Here is a 21,687-nt window from a genome sequence, read left to right on the forward strand (position 1 = left end):
CGAATACCGGACGGGCAATGCGCTGCGCAAGCTGCAATAAACTAGTTTCATGAACCCTAAGGCTCAACAGCGCCGAATGCAACAGGCAATGGGGGAACTAGCTGATTCGTGCCTCTGCTGAGGATTCCCGGATCTGCAGTTCCACAGGGAGGACCTTGTGAAGGTCGCTGCCTGCGGCCACGGCCAGCTCACCGGCCAGTTTGCCGATCTGCCGGTAGGGTGCGCGGACGGTCGTGAGGGAAGGCGTGAGGTCCTCCATAAAGGGGACGTCGTCAAAACCGACGACTGAAACGTCGTCGGGGATGCTCACTCCGCGTTTGCGGAGGGCTCGGATAGCACCAACCGCAGCCTCATCTCGGACGCCGACGACGGCGCTGAACTTCGTCCCGGCGGCAAGGATGTTGTCCATCCTTTCTTGGGCCTCCCTGACGTTAAAGGCATCGGGGATGATGAGATCCTCGGCTACTTCGATTCCAGCCTCGTGCAGAGCGTCCCGGTATCCGCGCAGCCGGTCCTCAGCAGTCGTATGGTTTGTTGCGGCGCCGTGGAAGATAATCCTGCGGTGGCCCAGGTGGATCAGGTGACGAGTGGATGACAGGGTTCCGCCGTAGTTGTCGTAGTACACGCTGGCGACGTCCGGGAGCGCGGGGTCTTCCGGTCTGCCGCAAAGTACGAGCTGGGCACCAACCGACGCCAATAGTTCCGAATAGCGGTGAAGCCGGTCCGTGAAGGATGCGTCGGTGGGCGTTGCGCCCACCAGCAGAACCGCGGCGGCTCGCTGCTCGCACATTTGGATGAGGAGCTCCAGTTCTCTGTCCGGGTCACCATGAGTGGTGAGCATCGTGACGCGGTTCCCACTGGCCGACGTCGACTCTTCAACGCCCGTCGCGATTTCGGCGAAGGTAGGGCCCACCATGTTGTTCACCAGGAAAGCGATAGCGCGGCTTCCGCGCCCGGTCATCGAACGCGCCAGCCCGTTCACGACGTAGTTGAGTTCAGCCATGGAGGCAAGTACCCGTTCCCGGGTCTCGGGCCGGACACTGGGGTTCTCTGAGATCACCCGGGATACGGTGGCAGGCGAGACCCGGGCGTGCAAGGCCACATCGCGGAGGTTGGTGGTGCTGAAGCGTGCCGGCCCCCGTGTGCCTTCACGGTGCCCGGTGGTGCTATTGGTCATGATTGATCTTCTCCGCGGTGTTGGTTGGTCCTGAGCCGAGCATATCCCGACGCAGGCACGGGTATGCCCGGGCGGGCAGGAAGCTGTGGTCCCCGGCCGTGCCCGGATGGCATGGCTGGTGACCGGTGATGGACCTACTTGGTGTCGTAGGCCGCCTGCAGCGACTCAGCCAGCTCGGCCGCGGTCTTCGCTCCGCCAAAGACTTCCTGGATACCGGACAGAAAGTTGCTCTGGACCTTCGGGTTGGGCCACAGCACGTTCGGGAAGACCGAGGTTTTGTCCTCGTTCTGGAACTGCGTGATGCTGGTAATATCAGCACCGGCCGTTGCCGTAACTTGGCTGCCGTCCATGTGGAACGGTACGGAGCCGACTTTCTCCGCGTACAGGTCAGCGCTTGTATTGGTGGTCAGGTGGTCCAGGAACTTCTTGGCCATCTCGGGATTCTTCGCCTTGGAGTTGATGGCGTAGGTTCCTCCATATGCCACCGGCATCTGGGTGGCGCTGGCGGTGTCGGTTGCCGGCAGGGCCTTAAAGGTCAGCTTTGCATCCGGCGCGGATTTTTGGATGCCGTTGATCGCACTGTTGACCATGACCACTCCCAGGGCCTCGCCCTTGGCTACCTGCTGCAATGAAGAGTCATAGCTGGTGCCAACGGGGGAGGGGCTGAAGCAGCCGCGGTCCTGCATTTCCTTGGTCTTTTCGATGGCATCGACCCACGCGGTCTCCGCGAACTTTGAGGCACCGCTCTTGAGTTTCTCGTCAATGTCTGGAGTGGGTCCGTAGACCAGTGTGGAGGCGAGCGCGTAGGGAACCATCTGGCCCACGAACTTGTCTGCCATGCCCATGGCGTAGGCGAACTTGCCCTGTGCTTTGGCATCATCGCAGAACTGCAGTACTTCCGGGAAAGTGGTAGGGGCCACCAACTTTGTCGCCATCATGGTTGTGTCGTTATAGATGGCGCCAATGCCATTGACGAGGATCGCGGCCATGTAGCGCTTGCCGTCAACATCGTTGATCATGTTGGAGGATTCCGGCTGCTTGCCTGCCCAGGCTTCATTGCTGAGGTCGGTGAGGTAACCGTCCGGCGCGAGGGCACCGGTGGACAGAGCGCTCTGACCGGAAAACACATACAGCACATCAGCAGCGGTTCCGGCCGCGAGCTGCGTACGGACGATGGCTGCAGGGTCTTTGTCATAGTTGACGTTGACTTCCACCCCCGGATTGGCCTTCTTGAATTCGTCGATCACGGCATCCAGGCCGGACTTTTCGCTGGCGTTTCCGCTGATGACCAGAGTCTTGTTGTCCGACGCGTTGCTTCCGGAGTCTGTGCCGCAGGCGGTGAGTCCCATCGCGAGGGCCAACGTGGCGGATGCGAGGCTGAGGTAGTTCGTGCTCTTCATTTCTCTCCTTGTAACTGCACCGGAAATCCCTGTGCTAGTTGATGTTGACGACGACGGCTTTGATGCAGTCGGCGAAAAATTTCGACGCTGTCTTCCTGAACGCGTCAGGGGCGTCCCGCCTTACGAAGTGGGATGCACCACGAATGACTTCCACGGTTGCTCCGTGACCGAGGGCCAGGTGCTGATGGACTGGAGTGAAGCCGACGCGGTTTGTGCCGGTCACGATCAGCACGGGGATCCCGGAGCATTTGAGTCCGTCGAGTACCGCCGGCCAAGGTACTGACGGAATGACATTGCCGTTGCGAACCAACTGTTCGTCCGCTTCGGTTTGCGCCTGGCAACAGTCCTGGATCTCGGCGTCGTCCCAGTCGGGCCATTGAGCCTTCTTGCGGTCAATACGTTTCGCGTGGACGAGTGCTTTAGCCGCCACAAGGGTGGTGTAAGCAGCCTCAGCGACACTGCGGGCCTGGAGGCGCGTAACCGGCAAACGCCAGAACGGGTCCTCAAGGAGCACCCCCGCCACCTGCCACGCTCTTCCGTTTGCGGGTGGAGTGGCTTCGCCGTGCGTGACGAGGGCCGCCGCCGCGGCAGCGGCAATTCCACCTCCGGCGCTGTGGCCGTAAAGGAGCACTGGAAGGTGCCTGATTTGGCGGCGGACTTCAGCAAGATTCAGGACTGCCACCAAATCTGTCACCATCACGTCTCCGGGATGCTTAGTGAGTTGCTCCAGTGTCCAACGAGGCGATCCACCATGCCCCCGCAGGTCCACGGCCAGTACCGCTAAGCCCTGGGATGCCCACGCAGGGAACATGGTCCGAAGGCACGCTGCCGATTCCATGAGGCCGTGCACGGCAACGACAACCCCGGTGGGCACCCCGGCGGGCATTTCCAAACGGAACGACAACATTGTGGTCCTTCTGACTACGCTTCTTCGGCGGATGAACCCGGCGCGTGAAACCTGCCTTGGCGGTTCTCGACCGAGTTAGCCGTGACGCCCTCTAGTTGGGATAACTTGACGTGCGTCACTAATGGAACTAGTTTCATACATGTAAATCCAAATAGCAAGCCGCTAGTGAAACGAGTTTCACCGGTGCAGTCTTCCCGAAGATAGACCTCGGCAAGGCCGAACGACGGCCAGGGGAGGCTACCCAGGCACCTTGGCACCACCGCCACTGAAAAGCCCGCGATGAGGCGGGGTATAGACATTGAGGGACCATGACACAAACATCAGTTGCCCGGGAGCCCCTTGAGGCGTGCCTATGGCTGACGCCGAAGGTTTTCGACGATCTCACTTCTCCGCGATCGGGCGTAACCGCCTTCTTTGACCACCATAGGGACTGGCTCTCCGGGCGGGAGGTGACACTGGTGTTTTGTGCCGGGAACGGAGACCACATCTTGAACTACGCAGGGCTGAACTCTTGGGAAGAGACGTTCGACTGGGCACGCTACAACTGTTACGCGTCAGATCCGGGCGGCCCCGACGCTATCGCGCGTTCGCACAACCTTGACTGGCTTACCCGCGTCCGGGAAGGCGGTGAACGATCCTTTAATCCCTACTCGGCCGGTCCGATGATGATCCTGTCCGAGCAGAAGCTGGACTACACACTTTTGGCCGGCATTTACGCCGCCATCCGCGCTGAGGCAGCATCCCGCGGTATCAGTGTCCGGTTGCTGGAGTATCTGGAACCAGGCCCGGAATTCTGTCGCAGTGAGTGGAAAACGGGTCGTCATCCCGAGGTCTCGGCAGCTGCGGCAGATGCGGGCGGCCACATGATTTCCGGGGTCATTGACGTCACCCTCCCACTGCACGAGGACCCAGCCGCATACGCGGCGTATCCGGAAGGCATAACGTCAGGTCTGCCGGCAGGTGATTTCGTTGCCGCCCAGTCGGCAGCATTCGTAGCGGATTTCGGGCTCGACGGCGTAATGCTCGGCAACCAGTTCGGTCTCGTCGGCTTCTGGCATCCCGATAACGCGCCCGAACTGACTCCTGAGCGCGCAGCGGGCATCGATCGGTTTTTTGCGCGGATGCGCGCAGAACTTGGAACGAAACAGCTGTACTGGATGGATACCTACTGGTCTGTTGAGGTGGAGAAAGCCGCATGGGGCATGTCCGACGCCGCCTATGCCGCCCTGGACGCCATCATGGTCTCCACGTTCGCGGTTCTCGTCGAGCGTACCGAGATCATCCCGAACCTGCACTCCAAGTCGGCGCTTGGGGGACCCAGCGGCGGGCCAAGAATTCTAATGGGCGTTGACTTTGTGGACCCGTGGTATTGGTACCGCACACATCTGGATGACCGCCGCACCTATCTGTACCAGCGGGAAGTCATCTCCAAGGAGGGCAACTGCATTGACGGCATCTCCTTCTTCGCAAACGACACCTTCGGCCACTTCGTCCCACACGGCCCACTTAGCGAGACACTGGCCGCCGTCCGTGCTGTTGAAGCAAGCTCCACGATCCAAAATGCCCATTCGGGGACGGCGAAGTGACAGGACAGGCCACCTCCGACAAGTTTTCGGAAGATGTCCAGGCATGACAATCGTTCACGCTGGCCAAGGGACCTTGACGGCCCCGGGGGTCAGCACCGCCGGCCAGGGTCCGGCGTCGACTTTCCGCAGGCCCAAGGCGCTGCTGGCCATGTCGCCGCCGCAGCTCGCCGATATGGTGTTCGGTGAAGGTTGGCAGGGCCTTCGTGAGTGCGTGGAACTGGTGGAGGACACTGTGGTCACAGACCTGGAAATCGTCGACGCGGGGATCCTGGAAAGGCTGGAAGTCTTGGTTACGGGGTGGGGAAGCCCGGTTCTAAGCAAGCTGCCGGACGGGGCCACTGTGATCAACACTTCCCGAGGCGAGCTCATCGACCAAGAAGCGCTTCTCACGGAGCTCAGGACCGGCCGGATAAGGGCCATCCTGGACGTGACAGTGCCGGACTTGCTACCTACCGGCCATGAACTTTTCCACCTGCCCAACGTACTCTTGACCCCGCGCATAGCTGGATCCATGGGCGGAGAGCTGGCTCGTCTTGGCCAACATGTGCTCGCTGAACTTCTCCGCTACCGGCGCGACCGGAGCTTCGCGTATCCCGAGGCCAACCGCAGCACGTCATGAGCAATTACATCGTCAACCCCGTCCTCCCGGGATTCTTCCCGGATCCATCAATTGTCCGGGTAGGGGAGTGGTACTACATCGCCAACAGCTCCTTCGAGTGGTTTCCCGCAATCCCTATCCACCGCTCCCGCGATCTGATGACATGGCAGTTTGCAGGATCACTCCAGGGACCCGACGTCCGGTTCGACTTCAGCGGCATTCAGGATTCCGGAGGCATCTGGGCGCCGTCGCTAAGCTGGGATGAAGGCACGTTCTGGCTTACTTTCAGCGTGGTGCACTCTTTCGGCGGCAACCATAAAGACATGGATACCTTTGTCTCCCGGGCCGTTGACGTAGCCGGACCTTGGTCACGCCCGGCACGCGTTACGACTACAGGCTTTGACCCTTCAATTTTCCATCACGAAGGCAAACACTGGCTGTTGAACATGGAATGGGACCACCGCCCTGGGGTAACGAGCGGCTTTGCCGGGCTCACGCTCCAGGAATTGAACGCCGAGGGAACAGACACTATAGGTGCACCCCGGAACATTCTCCGCCCGGCAACGCTCACTGAAGGACCTAATGTCTATTACCGTGACTGCTGGTATTACCTCATGGTGGCCGAGGGCGGGACAGGCTTCAACCACGGGATTCTCATGTACCGGTCACGCGAGCTGAATGGCCCCTACGAAGCAGACCCTTCCGGTGCGCTCCTGACAAGCCGGGACGACCGAAGCCTATTCCTGCAGAAGTCCGGGCACGGCGAAATTGTCCTAACAGCCGAGGGAGAACCATACTTGGTGCACTTGGCCAGCCGGGTCCTTGAGAACGTGGAGGAAAGGCGCGCCGTGTTGGGCCGAGAAACGTGCCTCCAGCAGCTCACGTGGGAACCTGACCAATGGCCACGGCTTGCTCAGGGCGGACACCATCCTGCGCAGCAGATCATGTCACCGGCGCACGGCCTTGGCATTTTGCCTGAAGGCACAGACGCTGACTGCTACGAGGCATCCTCGTTGCCTGGGTCCCAGAAGAACCTGGCCTGGCCGTGGTCCACGCTCCGTGAATCCGGACCTAGCACGCATGAGCACGCCGAATGGTTCAGCACCACGGCACGGCCTGGATGGGTTCGGCTCCGCGGACGCCGCAGTACCGACTCTTTGCGGGACCAGAGTCTGATTGCCCAACGAATCATCAGCCCGTGTACTTCCGTCGAGGTTACCGTCGATGCGACCCCGGCGAACTATACCCAGTCCGCCGGGCTGATCATCTACTACAACACGTCGGCCTACTTTTACCTACGGCTCAGTGCGCGAAACACCGAGCACCCTGAACGCATCCTCGAGTTGTGGGAACGCGACAGGCTGCAGGGCTTAAGGATTCACGCCCTCGCGACAGTGCGTCCGGAAGGACCACTGGGCTTGAAGGTGCAGCTGGCCGATGGGAAGCTCCAATTCCAGTGGTGGCAGGGAAGGGCTCATCCTGTTGGAATGGGACCAGCGCTGGACTTCAGCCGCCTATCGGATGACTATGCAAACCAGTTGAACTTTACCGGCCCCTTTGTCGGTGTCTGCGCACAAGACCTAAGAGATCAATCCTTCCTCGCGGACTTTCGTGAGTTCGTCACATCGGCTTCGATGCGAGTGCCGTTTGATTAGCCTGAGATGACTGACTCCGTGGCTTGTCGGACGCCGGCGCGGCGTGGATTCCCTTCGAGCAGGAGTGGGCCGGCCGTGGAATCCGGGACACTATCCGAACCGGAAAGGCGTTGCTGCAGCAGGCCGAAGGCCCAGACTCCCGACTCTAACAAAGCGCGAAGGGCGGCCCCGGCCGGACCGTCGTCCGAGCAGAACACTCCCGTGATCTCGGGATCAGCTCCGATCCGGAGGCCCTGTTCATAGCCTGAGCGTGGCGCCCGGGGAGCTTCCAGTACGGGCGGGGGCGTGATGCCCGCGTCTGACAAGGCATCATGCCAGCCTTGATATCGGCCCGAAACTGTGTCAGCGGATAAAGGCCCAAATGATGAACGGTCCGGCGTCTGAGCCTCAGCAGGTGCTCTGCTGCCGCGCGCCCCGCAGCGTACTCGTCGATGACGGCGTAAGGAATCCCGGCTGCCGCGACCGAAGGGATGTAGCCTGCCGCACAACGCGTCAGCTACTACCGGGCAGGCAGCGCCGCGTCCCGTGTGTCCCCCGAAGACATAAACGAAGAGCTCACATGACGGCGGCGAGCCGCCGCGCCAGCTCTCCTTGTATTTCTCTTCATATCCGCCCCGGTCTCGCGCATGGCTTGATCGTCGTATCTAAGGATGCGTGGTGGATTCCGTCCCCACTCTGACTGATCTGTGCCTCGCCCCGCTAGAATGGCCAGCCTTGGCGTTGGCTGCATGACCGGTGTCGTGCCGCCTGTCGATGCCAGCAACAGCGCTTCATCCGGAACACCGCGGCCCCCAAAAATAGCCTCTGCTCACCCGGGAGGTGCGTCAAACTCAAACGGTCGTATCGTCGGCCGGAGGCATCGTCGTTTGCTCAGGACGCGGCAGGGGTACGGGCAGCGTCCTCTCAGGAAGCAGGGAACAATCGTGATGCGCACCCCCTGGCACCGATCCGGACCCTCGAAAATTTAAGGCCCCCACACGTGACCCGGCCCGATAACCGCCCTTGCAGGACAGCAGCCCTCAGGCGGATTGGCGGACCACTAGTTCGGTGGGGATGGTGATGGCTGCGGGACGCTTGCCATTGATGACGTCCAGGAGCAGCCGGACCATTTCTTCGCTGATGCGCTCGAAGGGCTGGCGCACCGTGGTCAGTGCGGGGGTGGCGACGGAGGATGCGCTGATGTCATCGAAGCCGACGACGGCGACGTCCTCGGGTGTTCGGCGGCCGGCATCCTGCAGTACCTCCAGGGCGCCGAGTGCCATGAGGTCGTTGGCGGCAAAAACAGCGTCGATATCGGGAACCCGGTTAAGGAGATCGCGCATCCCTTTAGCCCCGCTTTCCTTGCTGTAGTCGCCGTGGATTATGAGGGCTTGGTCGAGGTCTTTGCCTTGGTCGTCGCGGTAGGCTTCGAGCCGGCGAATGCCGCCTGAGGTGTCCTGGGGTCCGGTGATGGTGGCAATCCGTTTGCGTCCGGATTCACGCAGGTACCGCAGGACGTCCCGGGCGCCTTCATAGTCGTCGGCGGCGACGTAGCCCATTTTCTTTTCGAATCCCAGGGGGATGCCGCAGGAGATGGCGGGAATACCGGCGGAAATGATGTCCGAGATGATCCCTTTCCTGGTGGCGTGGGAGGAGACGAGCAGGACACCGTCCACGTGGCCAGCGGTCAGGAAGTCAGTGGCGCGGCGCTGTTCGTCGTCTGTGCCGGCCATGATCAGGACCAGTGGAATGTCGTGGACTGCCAGGGCATCCGCGGCCCCGCGCATGAGGACGGCGAAGTTGGGGTCCTCGAAGAGCCGGTCGTGTGTTTCGGTGAGCAGGAATGCGACGGAGTTGGCTCGGTTGGTGGCCAGGTTCCGGGCGTGGGGGTTGACGCGGTAGCCGGTTTTCTTGATGGCCGCGTTGACGGCTTCCAGAGCGGACGGGCTGACCCAGTGTCCGCCGTTAAGTACCCGGGAGACCGTTCCGCGTGAAACGCCGGCTTCTCTGGCCACGTCATCGATCTTGGGGCGCGGCCGGGAGGTGGGTTGAGTCATGGGTTTAGCCTATCGAGGACTATGCCTTGACCGCGCCGGCGGCGAGGTCGACGCGCCAGTAGCGCTGCAGCAGGAGGAACATGATGACCAGCGGGATGATCGAGAGCAGGGCGCCGGCCAGAACCAGGGTGTAGAGGGCGGGTGCGGATGCGCCCTGGTTGAGCAGGCCGTTGAGTCCGACGGTGATGGGAAACAGGTGGTCATCGCCGAGCATGATGTAGGGCAGCATGAAGTTGTTCCAGATGGCGACGAACTGGAACAGGAAGATGGTCACCAGCCCGGGCAGCATCATGGGGACGGCGATGCGGTTGAAGATGTACATTTCCTTGGCACCTTCGGTTCGGGCGGCCTCGATGACGTCTCCGGGTACGGAGGCCGCGGCGTAGATGCGGGCCAGGTAGATGCCGTAGGGGCTGATGATCTGGGGCAGGAGCACTGACCAGTAGGTGTTGGTGAGGCCTGCCTGGGCGAGCATCAGGTACTGGGGGATGGCGAGGATGACGCCGGGGACCAGGACGCCCATGAGCAGGACTTTGAAGATCCCGGTTTTGCCGGGGAAGTCGAACTTGGCCAGGACATAGCCGGAGAGCGCCGAGACCCAGGTGGAGAGGATGGCGCCGACGCCGGCGTAGAGCGCGGTGTTGAGCATCCAGCGCCAGAACAGGCCGTCCCGGTATTCGGTGAGGGCGATGATGTTGTCCCACAGGTGCGTGCTGGGTGCCAGGGTGAAGGTCGAGAACAGTTCGGTGCCGTCCTTGCTTGCGGCGGCCACCACCCAGATGACGGGGAACAGGCAGTACAGGGCGCCCAGGATCAGGATGCCGGTGGAAAGGTAGCTGGGCTTTTCCCGGACATATTCGGCCCGGGTGGAGGCGCGGGGCGACTTCTTCTGTGAAGCCGGGCTGGGGGCGAGGGTGGTCACGTCAGTTCTCCTGTCCGAAGGCCCGCTTCTGCACGATGCGCAGGAAGAGGAAGGAAATGATGAAGGTTGCGCCGGCGATCACGATGCTGGTGGCGGCGGCGGAGAACACGTCGTTTCGGGTGAACGCGTCGCGGTAGACCAGCATCAGCGGGGACCAGCTCGTGGACAGGCTGTTGGCCAGCGGGCGCAGAGTGGTGGGTTCGGCGAAGACCTGGAGGGTGGCGATCATGGAGAACAGTGCGGTCATGACCAAGGACGGGGCGATGATGGGGATTTTGATCCGGAGCGCGGTCTGGATTTCGGAGCAGCCGTCCAGTTTTGCGGCTTCGTAGATTTCGCTGGGGACCGCCTTGAGTGAGGTGTACATGACGATCATGTTGAACCCCACCCCGCCCCAGAGGGCGATGTTGCAGATGGCGAAGGTCACCAGGTTGGGGTCCAGCAGGGAGGGCAGTGCGACGCCGAACTGCCGGGCCAGGAAGTGGAAGGGGCTCACGCCGGGCAGGTACAGGAAGCCCCACAGCAGTGAGCTGATCACGGCGGGCACTGCGTAGGGCAAAAAGATGGCGGTGCGGGAAAAGCTGCCTGCCCTGGTGCGGCGGGAATCCAGCAGGAGCGCGAACAGCAGGGCGAAACCGAGCATCAGCGGGATCAGGATGAGGCCGTAGAGCAGGACGCGCAGGACGCTGCCGAGGAACTCGGGGTCCGTCAGTGCGCTGATGTAGTTCTCGAAGCCTGCGAACACCTGGCTCTGGGATCCCTTGCCGAGGCCCAGTCCGCTGACCTTCTTTTTCTGGAAGCTCAGCACCAGGGTGTAGATGATCGGCGCTGCCATGAAGACGAGGAACAGGATGATGCCGGGGGCGAGCATCGCATAGGGGACGAGTACCCGGGACTTGAAGTTTTTGGCCCGCCTGGTTGGTCCGGCTGCGGTTTCTGCCGCCGGACCGGGCTTGGTCACGGTCATTGCCACGGGTGCACTTCCTTGCCTGGAAAATTTCTTCTTGACTGATTGGGGGTGGTGCCGGTTCCGGGAGGGGCTTGGGGCGTCCCTCCCGGAACCGATTCTGTTTGGAGCGTTTCTATTTGACGGTGAAGCCGGTCTTCTTCAGGTCCTCGACGGTGACCTGCTGCATGGACTTCACGGCGTCCAGGAAAGCGCTCTTCTGCTTGGACTGCGCGGCCTTGGCGAACTGGTCGTTGTAGGCGTTGTAGGCGACGTTGACGTTCGGCCCGTAGGTGAAGGAGCCGACGTTCTGTGCGGCGTCGCCCACAACCTCGTAGAAGTCGGGCTGGTTGGAGAAGAACTCGGGGGCCTTGGTCAGGGCTGATTTGGCCCCTTCGTTGTCGGCCGGGTAGATACCTGCAACCTCAACCAGGGCCTTGACGGCCTCCGGATCGGTGTTCAGCCAGGTGGCGAACTTCGCGGCAGCGTCCACGTTCTTGGACTGGGAGGTCACAGCGGTGGAGGAACCGCCCCAGTTACCGGTGGAAGGCTTGGAGGCATCCCACTGCGGCATGGGGGCCACCTTCCACTGACCGGCGGTGGCGCCCGCGTTGCCGGCGAGCACGCCCGGGCCCCAGGCGGCGCTGAGCCAGCCGACCTGCTTGCCGGTGTTCAGGGCAGTGTTCCATTCGGGGGTGTACATCGGCTTGTTGTCGATGATGCCTTCTTCGACGAGGCCACCCCAGTACCCGGCGACCTTCTGCGTGGGGTCCTGGTCGATCTTGACGTTCCAGGCCTCACCGTCAATGCCCCACCAGGACGCTCCGGCCTGCTGCGTCATTCCGGTGAACCAGCCGGCGTCGTTGGAGGAGAAGGTGCCAAGGTAGGCCTCGGGATCGGCGGCGTGGACGGCTTTGGCGGCCTGCGCGTATTCGTCCCACGTGGTGGGAACGGAGAGGCCGAGCTTCTCGAAGACATCAGCGCGGTAGTAGAAGACCATGGGGCCGGTGTCCTGCGGAACCGAGTACAGGGCGTCGCCGCCGAGCGTCACGTCGTTCCAGACGCCTTCAGGGAAGTGGCTCTCGGTCCCGTTGGCTTCGGTCCCGGACAGGTCCGCCAGCGCATCCGCTGCCACGAGGGTGGGGATCTTCTGGTATTCGGCCTGGATCAGGTCCGGGGCGCCGGACCCGGCCTTGACGGCGGTCAGCAGCTTGGTGACGGCAGGATCGCCGCCGTCCTGCTTGTTCACGGTCACGTGGATATTGGGGTTCTTCTCGTTCCAGAGTTCCACCACCTTGTCCAGGTTCGGGGCCCAGGCCCAGTAGGTCAGTTCCACCTTCTGGTTGGGATCACTTGCTGCTCCGCTGGAACCTGAACCGGAATTCCCGGAACATCCTGCGGTGAGTATCGTGGCCGCTGCGAGCATGGCGACGGCGCCTGCACGAAATGACTTACGCATCTCGTCCTCCTTGTCGAAAAGCTGAATGGGTCCTGCTGAATTATCACCCTCATCCGAACCTGAGCCGCATGACTGTGAGCGGTTCCAGTAATCCACAGAAGTGTGATCTATGTCAATAGCGGGTTTGCTCTGGTGTTCAGACTTTTCCCTGTGATAGAACTGGGACCGCACACAGTCCTAAGGAGAAACCATGACAGACGTCCTTCACCGCACCGGGCCGCGGACCGTAGCAGAGCCCCGGCGCATCCCTGCGCCCTGGGTTCAGCGCCCGGCCGGTCTTTGCTACGGCGGGGACTACAACCCGGAGCAGTGGCCGCGGGAGGTCTGGGTTGAGGACATCGCGCTGATGCGGGAGGCCGGGATCAACCTGGTCAGCATCGGCATATTCTCCTGGGTGCTGCTTGAGCCGCGTGAAGGCGAGTACGACTTCGAATGGCTGGACCACCTGATGGAACTCCTGCATGACGCGGGGATCAGCGTGGACCTGGGCACCCCCACCGCAGCGCCGCCGGCCTGGTTCTGGAAGAAGTACCCGCAGGCCCTCCCCGTCACCCGTGAGGGCGTCACCCTGGGTGCCGGGTCCCGCGGGATGGCCAGTCCCAGCTCCCCCGAGTACCGCCGCGCCGCAGCCAACATCACTGAGCAGCTTGCCCGCCGCTACGCCGCACACCCCGCCCTGGTCCTCTGGCATGTCCACAACGAGTACGGCGCACCGGTCAGCGAATCCTACGATGACTCCTCCGTCGCCGCGTTCCGGACCTGGCTGCAGGCCCGGTACGGAACCCTGGAGGAGCTGAACAATGCCTGGGGCACCCTTTTCTGGGGCCAGAAGTACGGTGAGTGGGACGAAATCGACGCGCCGCGGCTTTCGGCCAGCGTCAGCAACCAGGCCCAGCGCCTGGACTTCCGCCGCTTCACCTCGGACGCCCTGCTGCAGTGCTACATCAACGAACGCGACGTGATCCGCCGGTACACACCAACGATTCCGGTGACCACCAATTTCATGGCCACCAACTGCCTGTCCGCGGACTATTGGGCCTGGAGCAAGGAAGTGGACATCGTGGCCAACGATCACTACCTCGTGGCCGAACGCACCGACAACCACATCCTGCTCTCCATGGACGCCGATCTGACCCGCTCACTGGCCGGGAACCGGCCATGGATGCTGATGGAACACTCCACCGGAGCGGTGAACTGGCAGGGCCGGAACATCGCCAAACGTCCCGGCGAGCTGGCACGGAACAGCCTCTCGCACCTGGCCCGCGGCGCGGACGCCGTGATGTTCTTCCAGTTCCGCGCGTCCCGGTTCGGGGCAGAGAAATTCCACTCCGCCATGCTTCCGCACGCCGGGACCGGCACCCGGATCTGGCGTGAAGTGCTGGACCTGGGCGATGACCTGAAGAAACTCGCAGCCGCCAAGGGCTCCACGGTGACATCCCGGGTAGCCATCCTCTGGGACGTCGAATCCTTCTGGGCCCAGGACCTTGAATGGCGCCCCAGCAGCGACCTCAACCATCGCGAACGCATCGAGGCCTACTACACCGCGCTCTGGCAGGCAGGCATCAGCACCGACTTCGCCCACCCCGAAGCGGACCTCACCGGCTACGACCTCATCCTCGCCCCTGCCCTTTACCTGGTCGGGGACAAGGCTGCCGCCAACCTCAAGGAGTACGTCCATGGCGGCGGCAACCTGCTGGTCTCCTACTTCTCGGGCATCGTCGACGCCAACGACACCGTCCCGGCCGGCGCCTTACCCGGCGCGCTCCGGGACGTGCTCGGCCTGGAGATCCACGAATTCCTGCCGTTGCGCGAGAACGAGACAGTCACCCTGAGCAACGGCGCCGCCGGCACCGCATGGTCCGAGGAAATCCACCCCGGTACCGCCACCGTCCTCAGCCTCTACCTCGACGGACCGGCCGCCTCCGGCCCGGCCATCACCCGCAACACCTTCGGCACCGGTACCGCCTGGTACGTCTCCACTAAAATCGACGGCGCCGACCTCACCGCCGTCGTGCTCGCCGCCGTCGAAACAGCCGGAATCAAGACGGCTCTGCGGCCGCCGGCAGGACTGGAAGTTGCCACCCGCGGCACCGGGGAGGACACCTTCACGTTCCTGATCAACCACGCAGAAACCGACGCCGAGTACCCGGCCACCGGACGCGACCTCCTCAGCGGCGAAACCGTCACCGGCACCGCCGTGGTTCCGGCCGGCACCGTGTGCGTCATCCACACCGTGAAAGGAAAGTGAAGCCGCATGAACACCGCAACCGTTGAACACCGGGAAATCCGGGTCGCCAGTGCGTGCCAGATCGAGGACCGGCTCAACTCCGCCGTAGAAGATCTGCAGGCGATAGCGACCCGCACCCGAACCCACGGAATCCTGGTCACCCGGCTCAACCCCGGCCATTACCGCGTCTCCCTCAGCGACCAGGTTCCATTCGGACTGACAAGGGAGCACACGCACTAACCACACCCCGCACCAGCCCCCAACCCCATCGGCCGGCACCCTACAGGAGCAGGCTTCCAGCAGCACGAGCGTCAAGGAGGACGAGATATGACCAACCCCGCACCGGATACGAATCCCGGCAAGAGGAAACCCATGCGCAGGGGTGTCCCGGCGGTCGCCGCTGCGATGGCACTGGCCGCCAGCGCGCTGCTGGTCCCGGGAACAGCACAGGCTGCAAGCACGGTCGCCAACCCCGGGTTCGAATCAGGCCTGACCGGCTGGTCCGTCTCCGGACCAGCCGGGTCAGCCAAGACCGAAGCCGGGGGATACCAGTCCACCAACCGGCTGACCCACTGGCTCTCCACCAGCACCACAGTGACAACCTCGCAGACCCTGACCGGGCTTGCCAGCGGCTGGTGGACCTTCCGCGCCAACATCAAATCCGGCGGGCCGGTGAACTCCTCCAAACTGGTCCTCAGCGGCTGCGGCACCGACGGCTCCACCGTCCTGCCCTCAACAGAGACCGATGACAAATGGCTCTCACTGGCCGTCAGCGCCAACGTCACCACTGGAACCTGCACCCTGAAACTCAGCACCACGGGCACCGGCGCTTGGGCCAGCATGGACGGCGTCACGTTCACCCAGGGCAAAATCGACCGCAAGGTACGCGGAGCAGACCTTTCCGGCGTGCCCAAGAACGAGGCAAACGGTGCCGCCTACGCCTGGAACGACGGCACCGCCGTGGACTCCGTGGCCGCGTTCGCCGAAACGGGAACCAACCTGGTCCGCCTCAAAGTCTGGGTCAACCCCGCCGACGGCTACAACATGAAAGCCCAAGTGGTCGCCATGGCCCAGCGCGCCCAGGCCAAGGGCATGAAGGTCCTGATCGACTTCCACTACTCCGACCGCTGGACCGATCCGGGTGCCCAGGGGATCCCAGCGGCCTGGCAGGGCCTCAACCCTGCAGGACTTGCCGACGCCGTCTACAACCACACCCGCGACGTCATGTCGGCCCTCAAAGCGGCGGGTATCACCCCCTACGGCGCCCAGATCGGCAACGAAATCAACCCCGGAATGCTCTGGCCCTACGGCCAGACCACGGACGTCAACCCCAACGACAACGTGGTGGGACCCCAGTGGGACAACCTCGCCTCCTTCCTCAAAGCCGGCGCCCGTGCCGTCACGGAAGTCAGCCCCACCACCAAAAAAGTCCTCCACCTGACCAACCTCGATAAAGGCGTCAGCGGCCTGAGTTGGTGGTTCGACGAAGTCACGGCCCGTGCGGTGCCGTTCGACATCATCGGCCTGTCCTACTACGGCTACTGGCACGGGACACTGGCCAACCTCCAGGGCGCAGTCACGTCGTTGTCCTCCCGCTTCAACAAGGACGTCATCGTCGTCGAGACCTCCTACCCGTTCACCCTTGCCGACAACCCCAACGCCCCGTGGGAAAACGTCATCACCAGTACCTCCCAGCTGGTCAAGAACTACCCGGCCACCCCGGCAGGGCAGGCAGCGAACTTCCGCGCCGTCCAGGACGTGGTTGCCTCCGCACCCGGTGGCCGCGGGCTCGGCGCTGTCTACTGGGAGCCGGCCTGGACCTCAGTCCCGGGCAACGGCTGGGACCCGGCCGACCCGTCGTCGGGCAACGCCTGGGAAAATCAGGCAGTCTTCGATTACAACAACAGGGCGCTTCCGGCCATCAACGAGTTCTGGCCCGACCCGGCATCAACCGTCAATCTTCCCTGAGCCTTTGCTCTAAAACACTCACTAAATCAATGGTCAAGGGCAGGGCCTCCACCCTGCCCTTGGCCATGCCAACACCAAGAGAAAGGCCCGGGAAATGACCTGGTTGGTAACAGGAGCAGCCGGATACATCGGCGCCCACGTGCTGGAGGCCTTCGCAGAGGCCGGCATCGATACCGTTGCCGTTGATTCATTGATCAGCGGTCACCGGGAGTTCATCCCGGAAGGTGTCCCGTTCATCCAGGCCAGCATCCTGGAGACGGAGAGAATCACCAACGCACTGGCAGAGCACAACGTGACGGGGGTGGTTCATCTCGCCGGGTACAAGTACGCCGGGAAATCCGTCCGGGAACCCCTTGTCGCCTACGAGCACAACGTCACCGGGACCGCCCTGCTGCTTCAGGCCATGGAGAACGCCGACGTCGACAAAATCGTGTTCTCATCCTCCGCCGCCGTCTATGGAACGCCGGCAGGAGAGGACGTCACCGAGGCGACGCCCACGTTCCCCGAATCGCCCTACGGCGAAACCAAGCTAATAGGGGAGTGGCTCATCCGGGACCAGGTCCGGGCGCAGGGCATCAAGGCAACATCCCTCCGCTACTTCAACGTGGTCGGCTCCGGCTCCCCCCGGCTCTACGATTCCAGCCCCCACAATCTCTTCCCCCTCGTGCTCTCCGCCCTCGCGGAGGGACGTCCCGCAAAAATCTTTGGTACCGACTACGACACCTCGGACGGGACCTGCGTCCGCGACTACGTCCACGTCAGCGACCTGGCCCTGGCCCACGTTGCCGCAGCCCGCGCCCTTGACGCAGACAGTCCCCTGGAACCGGTTTACAACCTGGGCTCAGGGACTGGGGTATCTGTCCGCGAAATCATGGAAACCATGGCTGCCGTCACCGGAACAGACTTTCCCGTCGAACTCTGTGACCGCCGCCCCGGCGATCCTGCCCGAATCGTCGCCAACGGCGACCTCGCCGCCCGCGATCTCGGCTGGAAAATGCGCCACACCCTTAAGGAGATGGCAGCCAGTGCACTCACCGCCGCGCATCCACCACTGGAACTGACGTTATCCACGTACTGAAGGGTGCTGATGAGGAGCCGCGATCTGAGGACCTGGTGCACCTGAGCAGTTGTCACAGAGGCTGAAGTTCTACGACCCGATTTTCTATCGCGCTTTGTCGGGCGGCATCCAGAACCTTAAGGGTTCTGATGCCTTCCGCTGCCGGAACTGGTTCTGGTGCCAGACCTTGAATTGCTTGTCCAAATTCGGTGTAGAAAGTGGCGTAGTTTCCTTGCGCCGACGGGACTTTCTCGCGGCCCGATGAAAGCGATAGTACGCCCCAGTTTTCCTCGGCTTCGATGCCCCACGTGTCGGGCTCTTCAGAGGGACGCCGGCCTGCAAACAGTGCTTCGGCCTGCACGTCGGAGCTGAATGCGGTGTATGTGCCTTCGCTGCCGTAGGCACGCAGTTGCCGGGTCGTGGAGTGGTTGAGTTTGCTGGCGGAGACAGTAGATGTTGTCCCCGTCGCATGAGTTAGCGTCACCACGAATCCGCAGTCCGTGGTTTCCCCGAAACGGTCTGTCCAATCGAGGGTGGCGTAGACGTGTGTGGCGGGACCGAGCAGCCACAGCATCTGGTCAACCAGATGGCTGCCGATGTCGCGGAGCAGGCCCCCTGTGGAGCCGACCTCCAGAGTGTTGGCCTGGTCCTGGTCCATGACGGAGTGGACTCTCCATATTTCGCCCAAGTCCCCTGATGCCAGGACGCTGGCCAGCGTGAGAATGTCCGCGTCGCGACGTCGGTTTTGGTAGACGTTCAGGAGCACGCCGGCGTGTTGGGCAGCTTCTGCCAGGTCCCGGGCCGCGGCAGCGTTTGGGGCAAAGGGTTTGTCGGCAACGACGTGAACGCCTGCGGCGATCGCTTCGAGAACCAGGTCCTGCCGTGTTTGCGGCGGCGTAGTGATGGTCACTGCATCCACACCTGCACCAAGCATCTGACCCAACGTTGAGAAGACCGGAAGCCCAGGATAATCCGCCGCTACTTGTGCGCGCTTCGATTCTGACCGCGCGACTACTCCGGCCAGCTGAACCCCCTCAGCTGCTGCGATGAACGGGGCATGGAAAAGGCGTCCGCCGACCCCGTACCCGACAAGACCGATCCGCTGCATGCAAGACCTCTTTCTGCCGTCGATTTTTCACGCTGACATCGCGCTTCGCAACTATTCCATGAGCGATGGCAGCGGTTGCGGTCTTAGTGACGGCCGCAACCGCTGCCCACCCCGGGTTGGTGTCGCGGCGAGCATGACTCAGGTTCCCGGGGTTTGGTTCAGCTAAGAGGTGACGTGAAGGGAGGATGTGAGTGCGGTGTCGGCGTCGCGCAGCACTTTGGCCGCAACCTGGAGGCCCTCAATCCGTCCAAGGGAGACGTCCTCGTGTTCGATGTTGACGAGCATATTGGGGTCCACTTCGTAGAGCGCACGCAGGAACTCGGTCCAGTAGTTGGTATCATGCCCGCGGCCCAGGGCCACGAAGTCCCACGCCGAGTTCTTGGGCCATTCGTTGGCCCACTCGTCGCCGCCGAGGTTAGTTCGGTTTTCCTCAGGTGCGAGCCGGCGGAAGCTGTTGTCCAGCACCCCATAGAGCGCCGCGTTCTCCGTGTTCACGCGGACGTCTTTCGCAGCTGCCTGAAAGACCAACGGACCGAGTTCGCGGACCACAGCGACAGGGTCCATTTGCTGCCAGAACAGATGTGAAGCATCGAGTTCAACCCCAACATTTGTGGCACCGGTGACTTCGATGAGCTTGTAGACGTCAGCGGTGTTGAAGACGACGTTCTGAGGGTGCAGTTCGAGGGCGACCTTGACACCGTGGTCAGCTGCCAGACGGTCGGTTTCCTTCCAAAAGTCAGCGGCGATACGCCATTGGTACTCGAGCACGTCCAGTGCGGCGGAGTTCCAGGCGTTGACTACCCAGTTGACCGTGGTGGCTCCCGGTTCTCCGCCTGGAAGGCCGGACATGGTTACGACGCGGTCCTGACCGAGCCGGTGCGCGAGACGGATGGAGCGCCGGACATCCTCGGCGTGCTTTTCGCCGACTTCCCGCTTCGGGTGCAGCGGGTTGCCGTTGCAGTTCAATCCTGCAATGGAGACGCCCGTCCCTTCGAAGATCGCGAGGTAGTCGTCCCGGGCGGCGTCGCTTTCCAGGATTTGGTCCATGTTCGGAACGTGGACTGCGGGCAGGAAGCCGCCCGTGTTGATCTCGATGCCGGTCAGGCCCAGGTCTGCGATGACCTTCAGTGCCTCGGGAAGCGGACGATCGTGCAGGATGGCGTTGTAGATGCCGAGTTTCATAGTGTGATTGTCTTTCCGTTATTGAGTGATGATTCGGTTACTGCACCAAGGAGTTCCATGTTGCGGACCCCTTCATCGAAGGTGGCGCAGCGGGGCAGGGATTCTTCTTCGCTAAGACCGGCAACCTCTTCGAGGAACGCCCGGGCTTGGTAGCCGAACGCGTCGTTCTGGCCGAAGCCGACCTCGGGGGCGTCCATGGCCAGGCCGCCGGCGATGTAGGGGTGGCCGGGGCCGAGAACGACCTGGCGGTATCCGTTCTCGTTGCCGGAGCCGTCGTTGAGGAACAGCTGAATCTCAGCTGGTCGGCGCTGGTCAAACTTGGCGGCGCCGTTCTCGCAGAACACTTCAAAGTGGAGGCTGTTGGCGTGGCCGGCGGCGACGCGGGAGACTTCAAAGCTGCCGGCCGCATTGTCGAACTCTGCCGAGAATGCGGCATAGTCGTCGTTCTCGACTGCCTCGAAGATATCGCTGACAGCGGCGTGGTCGTGCCCGATAACTGCCGTGAGTGGCAGGGGCCGCTTATCGATCACGGTGCTGAGCCGGCCACCGGTGATGGACTTGATGTCGCCGCAAAGGAACTCAGAGACATAAGCTAGGTGGCTTCCAACATCGGCGAGCGCGCCGGACCCGGGCCCTCCCTTGTAACGCCAACTCATGGGAGCGGAGGGGCTGAATCCGTAGTCGGTCCAGTAGCGGCCGCTGAAGTGAAGGACGTTGCCAAGCACGCCGGTGCCGATGAGTTCCCGAATGTAGGCGATGCCGGGTGTTCGGCGGAAGGTAAAGCCGATTCGAGCGGTCGATTGGGCCTGGCGGGCCGCGTCTGCCATGGCGCGGGCGTCTTCCAGGGAGTCGCTCAGGGGTTTTTCGCATAACACGTGTTTGCCGGCAGCCAGCAGGCCCTCGACGACTTCCCGGTGCAGCGAATTTGCGATAACGATGCTTACAACATCGATATCCTCGGCTTCGGCGATGGCCTGCCAGGACGTGTCGTGACGTTCGTAGCCGAAGCGCCTCGCCGTCAAGGCTCCGAACACGGGGTTCACGTCGCAGATCGATACCAGCCTGACGGGAGGGAGGCTCGGAGCGTACAGCGTCGAGGCCGTCCGATAAGCGGCGGCGTGCGCCTTCCCTGCCATTCCCGCCCCGATTACGGCAACGCCGATCCCTTGTGCCATGTATTTCTCCCTTGAAATGTTTAAGGCTTGAAGCGCTCGATTTAGAGCGCTCTATAACCGTAGGACCACTTTATTTGTCCTGTCAATAAGTTAAGACCTGGACCTTTGCCCTCACGGCATCTATGAGCAGGCGCATCCGTAGAGCGCGGCTGTATCGTTGAGGGCTGGAGGCTGGAAGATGGCGGCGCCGGTTTCGTCGAGGCGCAGCGTCAGCGGGGCTCATGCTCGCCTATGCTGCACCTGGCAAATTGCAGCTGCGGCTCGGCATGCCTGCGGATCAATAT

General features: G+C 62.5%; 17 protein-coding genes. 7 read left to right on the top strand and 10 right to left on the bottom strand.

Annotated elements, in window-relative coordinates:
- Nucleotides 1–97: 97 nt before the first annotated feature.
- The 3 genes from ACP7AX_RS06180 to ACP7AX_RS06190 form a co-directional block, all read right to left on the bottom strand.
- Nucleotides 98–1,177: a LacI family DNA-binding transcriptional regulator gene (locus ACP7AX_RS06180; protein WP_426225763.1), complete on the bottom strand. Its 1,080-nt coding sequence runs from the start codon at nucleotides 1,175–1,177 to the stop codon at nucleotides 98–100.
- Between the two features lie 134 nt (nucleotides 1,178–1,311).
- Nucleotides 1,312–2,577 carry an ABC transporter substrate-binding protein gene (locus ACP7AX_RS06185; RefSeq protein WP_426225764.1) on the bottom strand — a complete coding sequence of 422 codons (1,266 nt, stop codon included), beginning with the start codon at nucleotides 2,575–2,577 and terminating at the stop codon, nucleotides 1,312–1,314.
- Between the two features lie 34 nt (nucleotides 2,578–2,611).
- Nucleotides 2,612–3,484 carry an alpha/beta hydrolase gene (locus tag ACP7AX_RS06190; RefSeq protein ID WP_426225765.1) on the bottom strand — a complete coding sequence of 291 codons (873 nt, stop codon included), beginning with the start codon at nucleotides 3,482–3,484 and terminating at the stop codon, nucleotides 2,612–2,614.
- A 308-nt stretch (nucleotides 3,485–3,792) separates the two neighbouring features.
- Here ACP7AX_RS06190 and ACP7AX_RS06195 point away from each other — a divergent pair, with 308 nt between their 5' ends.
- From ACP7AX_RS06195 to ACP7AX_RS06205, 3 genes are read left to right on the top strand one after another with little or no spacing between them, the layout of a single operon-like run.
- Nucleotides 3,793–5,070, top strand: coding sequence for a hypothetical protein (locus tag ACP7AX_RS06195; protein ID WP_426225766.1), 1,278 nt, complete (start codon nucleotides 3,793–3,795; stop codon nucleotides 5,068–5,070).
- Nucleotides 5,071–5,113: 43 nt separating this feature from the next.
- Nucleotides 5,114–5,689 (top strand): NAD(P)-dependent oxidoreductase, encoded by a 576-nt coding sequence (locus ACP7AX_RS06200; protein ID WP_426225767.1) that lies wholly within the window; start codon nucleotides 5,114–5,116, stop codon nucleotides 5,687–5,689.
- The gene (locus ACP7AX_RS06205; RefSeq protein ID WP_426225768.1) at nucleotides 5,686–7,323 is read left to right on the top strand and encodes a family 43 glycosylhydrolase; all 1,638 of its coding nucleotides are present in this window, start codon (nucleotides 5,686–5,688) and stop codon (nucleotides 7,321–7,323) included. Before ACP7AX_RS06200 ends, ACP7AX_RS06205 begins: the two co-directional genes overlap by 4 nt.
- A 1,019-nt stretch (nucleotides 7,324–8,342) precedes the next feature.
- Here the strand turns inward: ACP7AX_RS06205 and ACP7AX_RS06210 are convergent.
- From ACP7AX_RS06210 to ACP7AX_RS06225, 4 genes are all read right to left on the bottom strand, one after another.
- Nucleotides 8,343–9,359, bottom strand: coding sequence for a LacI family DNA-binding transcriptional regulator (locus ACP7AX_RS06210; protein WP_426225769.1), 1,017 nt, complete (start codon nucleotides 9,357–9,359; stop codon nucleotides 8,343–8,345).
- Nucleotides 9,360–9,378: 19 nt separating this feature from the next.
- Complete coding sequence (locus tag ACP7AX_RS06215; RefSeq protein WP_426225770.1) at nucleotides 9,379–10,281, bottom strand: carbohydrate ABC transporter permease; 903 nt, start codon at nucleotides 10,279–10,281, stop codon at nucleotides 9,379–9,381.
- 1 nt (nucleotide 10,282) lies between these two features.
- Complete coding sequence (locus ACP7AX_RS06220; protein ID WP_426225836.1) at nucleotides 10,283–11,248, bottom strand: carbohydrate ABC transporter permease; 966 nt, start codon at nucleotides 11,246–11,248, stop codon at nucleotides 10,283–10,285.
- Between the two features lie 115 nt (nucleotides 11,249–11,363).
- Nucleotides 11,364–12,686: an ABC transporter substrate-binding protein gene (locus ACP7AX_RS06225; RefSeq protein ID WP_426225771.1), complete on the bottom strand. Its 1,323-nt coding sequence runs from the start codon at nucleotides 12,684–12,686 to the stop codon at nucleotides 11,364–11,366.
- A 190-nt stretch (nucleotides 12,687–12,876) separates the two neighbouring features.
- Between ACP7AX_RS06225 and ACP7AX_RS06230 the strand changes: the two genes are divergently transcribed.
- From ACP7AX_RS06230 to galE, 4 genes are all read left to right on the top strand, one after another.
- Complete coding sequence (locus tag ACP7AX_RS06230; protein WP_426225772.1) at nucleotides 12,877–14,934, top strand: beta-galactosidase; 2,058 nt, start codon at nucleotides 12,877–12,879, stop codon at nucleotides 14,932–14,934.
- 6 nt (nucleotides 14,935–14,940) lie between these two features.
- Entirely contained in the window at nucleotides 14,941–15,153 is a 213-nt protein-coding gene (locus ACP7AX_RS06235) for a hypothetical protein (RefSeq protein ID WP_426225773.1), read from the top strand.
- 87 nt (nucleotides 15,154–15,240) lie between these two features.
- The gene (locus ACP7AX_RS06240) at nucleotides 15,241–16,881 is read left to right on the top strand and encodes a glycoside hydrolase family 53 protein (RefSeq protein WP_426225774.1); all 1,641 of its coding nucleotides are present in this window, start codon (nucleotides 15,241–15,243) and stop codon (nucleotides 16,879–16,881) included.
- Between the two features lie 94 nt (nucleotides 16,882–16,975).
- Nucleotides 16,976–17,959, top strand: coding sequence for a UDP-glucose 4-epimerase GalE (gene galE, locus ACP7AX_RS06245; RefSeq protein WP_426225775.1), 984 nt, complete (start codon nucleotides 16,976–16,978; stop codon nucleotides 17,957–17,959).
- Nucleotides 17,960–18,011: 52 nt separating this feature from the next.
- Here the strand turns inward: galE and ACP7AX_RS06250 are convergent, their stop codons facing one another.
- The 3 genes from ACP7AX_RS06250 to ACP7AX_RS06260 all read right to left on the bottom strand — a co-directional run bounded on the left by ACP7AX_RS06250 (nucleotide 18,012) and on the right by ACP7AX_RS06260 (nucleotide 21,403).
- Nucleotides 18,012–19,046 carry a Gfo/Idh/MocA family oxidoreductase gene (locus ACP7AX_RS06250; RefSeq protein ID WP_426225776.1) on the bottom strand — a complete coding sequence of 345 codons (1,035 nt, stop codon included), beginning with the start codon at nucleotides 19,044–19,046 and terminating at the stop codon, nucleotides 18,012–18,014.
- 162 nt (nucleotides 19,047–19,208) lie between these two features.
- Nucleotides 19,209–20,228 (bottom strand): sugar phosphate isomerase/epimerase family protein, encoded by a 1,020-nt coding sequence (locus ACP7AX_RS06255; protein WP_426225777.1) that lies wholly within the window; start codon nucleotides 20,226–20,228, stop codon nucleotides 19,209–19,211.
- On the bottom strand, nucleotides 20,225–21,403 hold the full coding sequence (locus ACP7AX_RS06260; protein WP_426225778.1) for a Gfo/Idh/MocA family protein: 1,179 nt from the start codon (nucleotides 21,401–21,403) through the stop codon (nucleotides 20,225–20,227). Before ACP7AX_RS06260 ends, ACP7AX_RS06255 begins: the two co-directional genes overlap by 4 nt.
- Nucleotides 21,404–21,687: the final 284 nt, after the last annotated feature.

Source organism: Pseudarthrobacter sp. DSP2-3-2b1 (assembly GCF_049895945.1).
GTDB lineage: Bacteria > Actinomycetota > Actinomycetes > Actinomycetales > Micrococcaceae > Arthrobacter.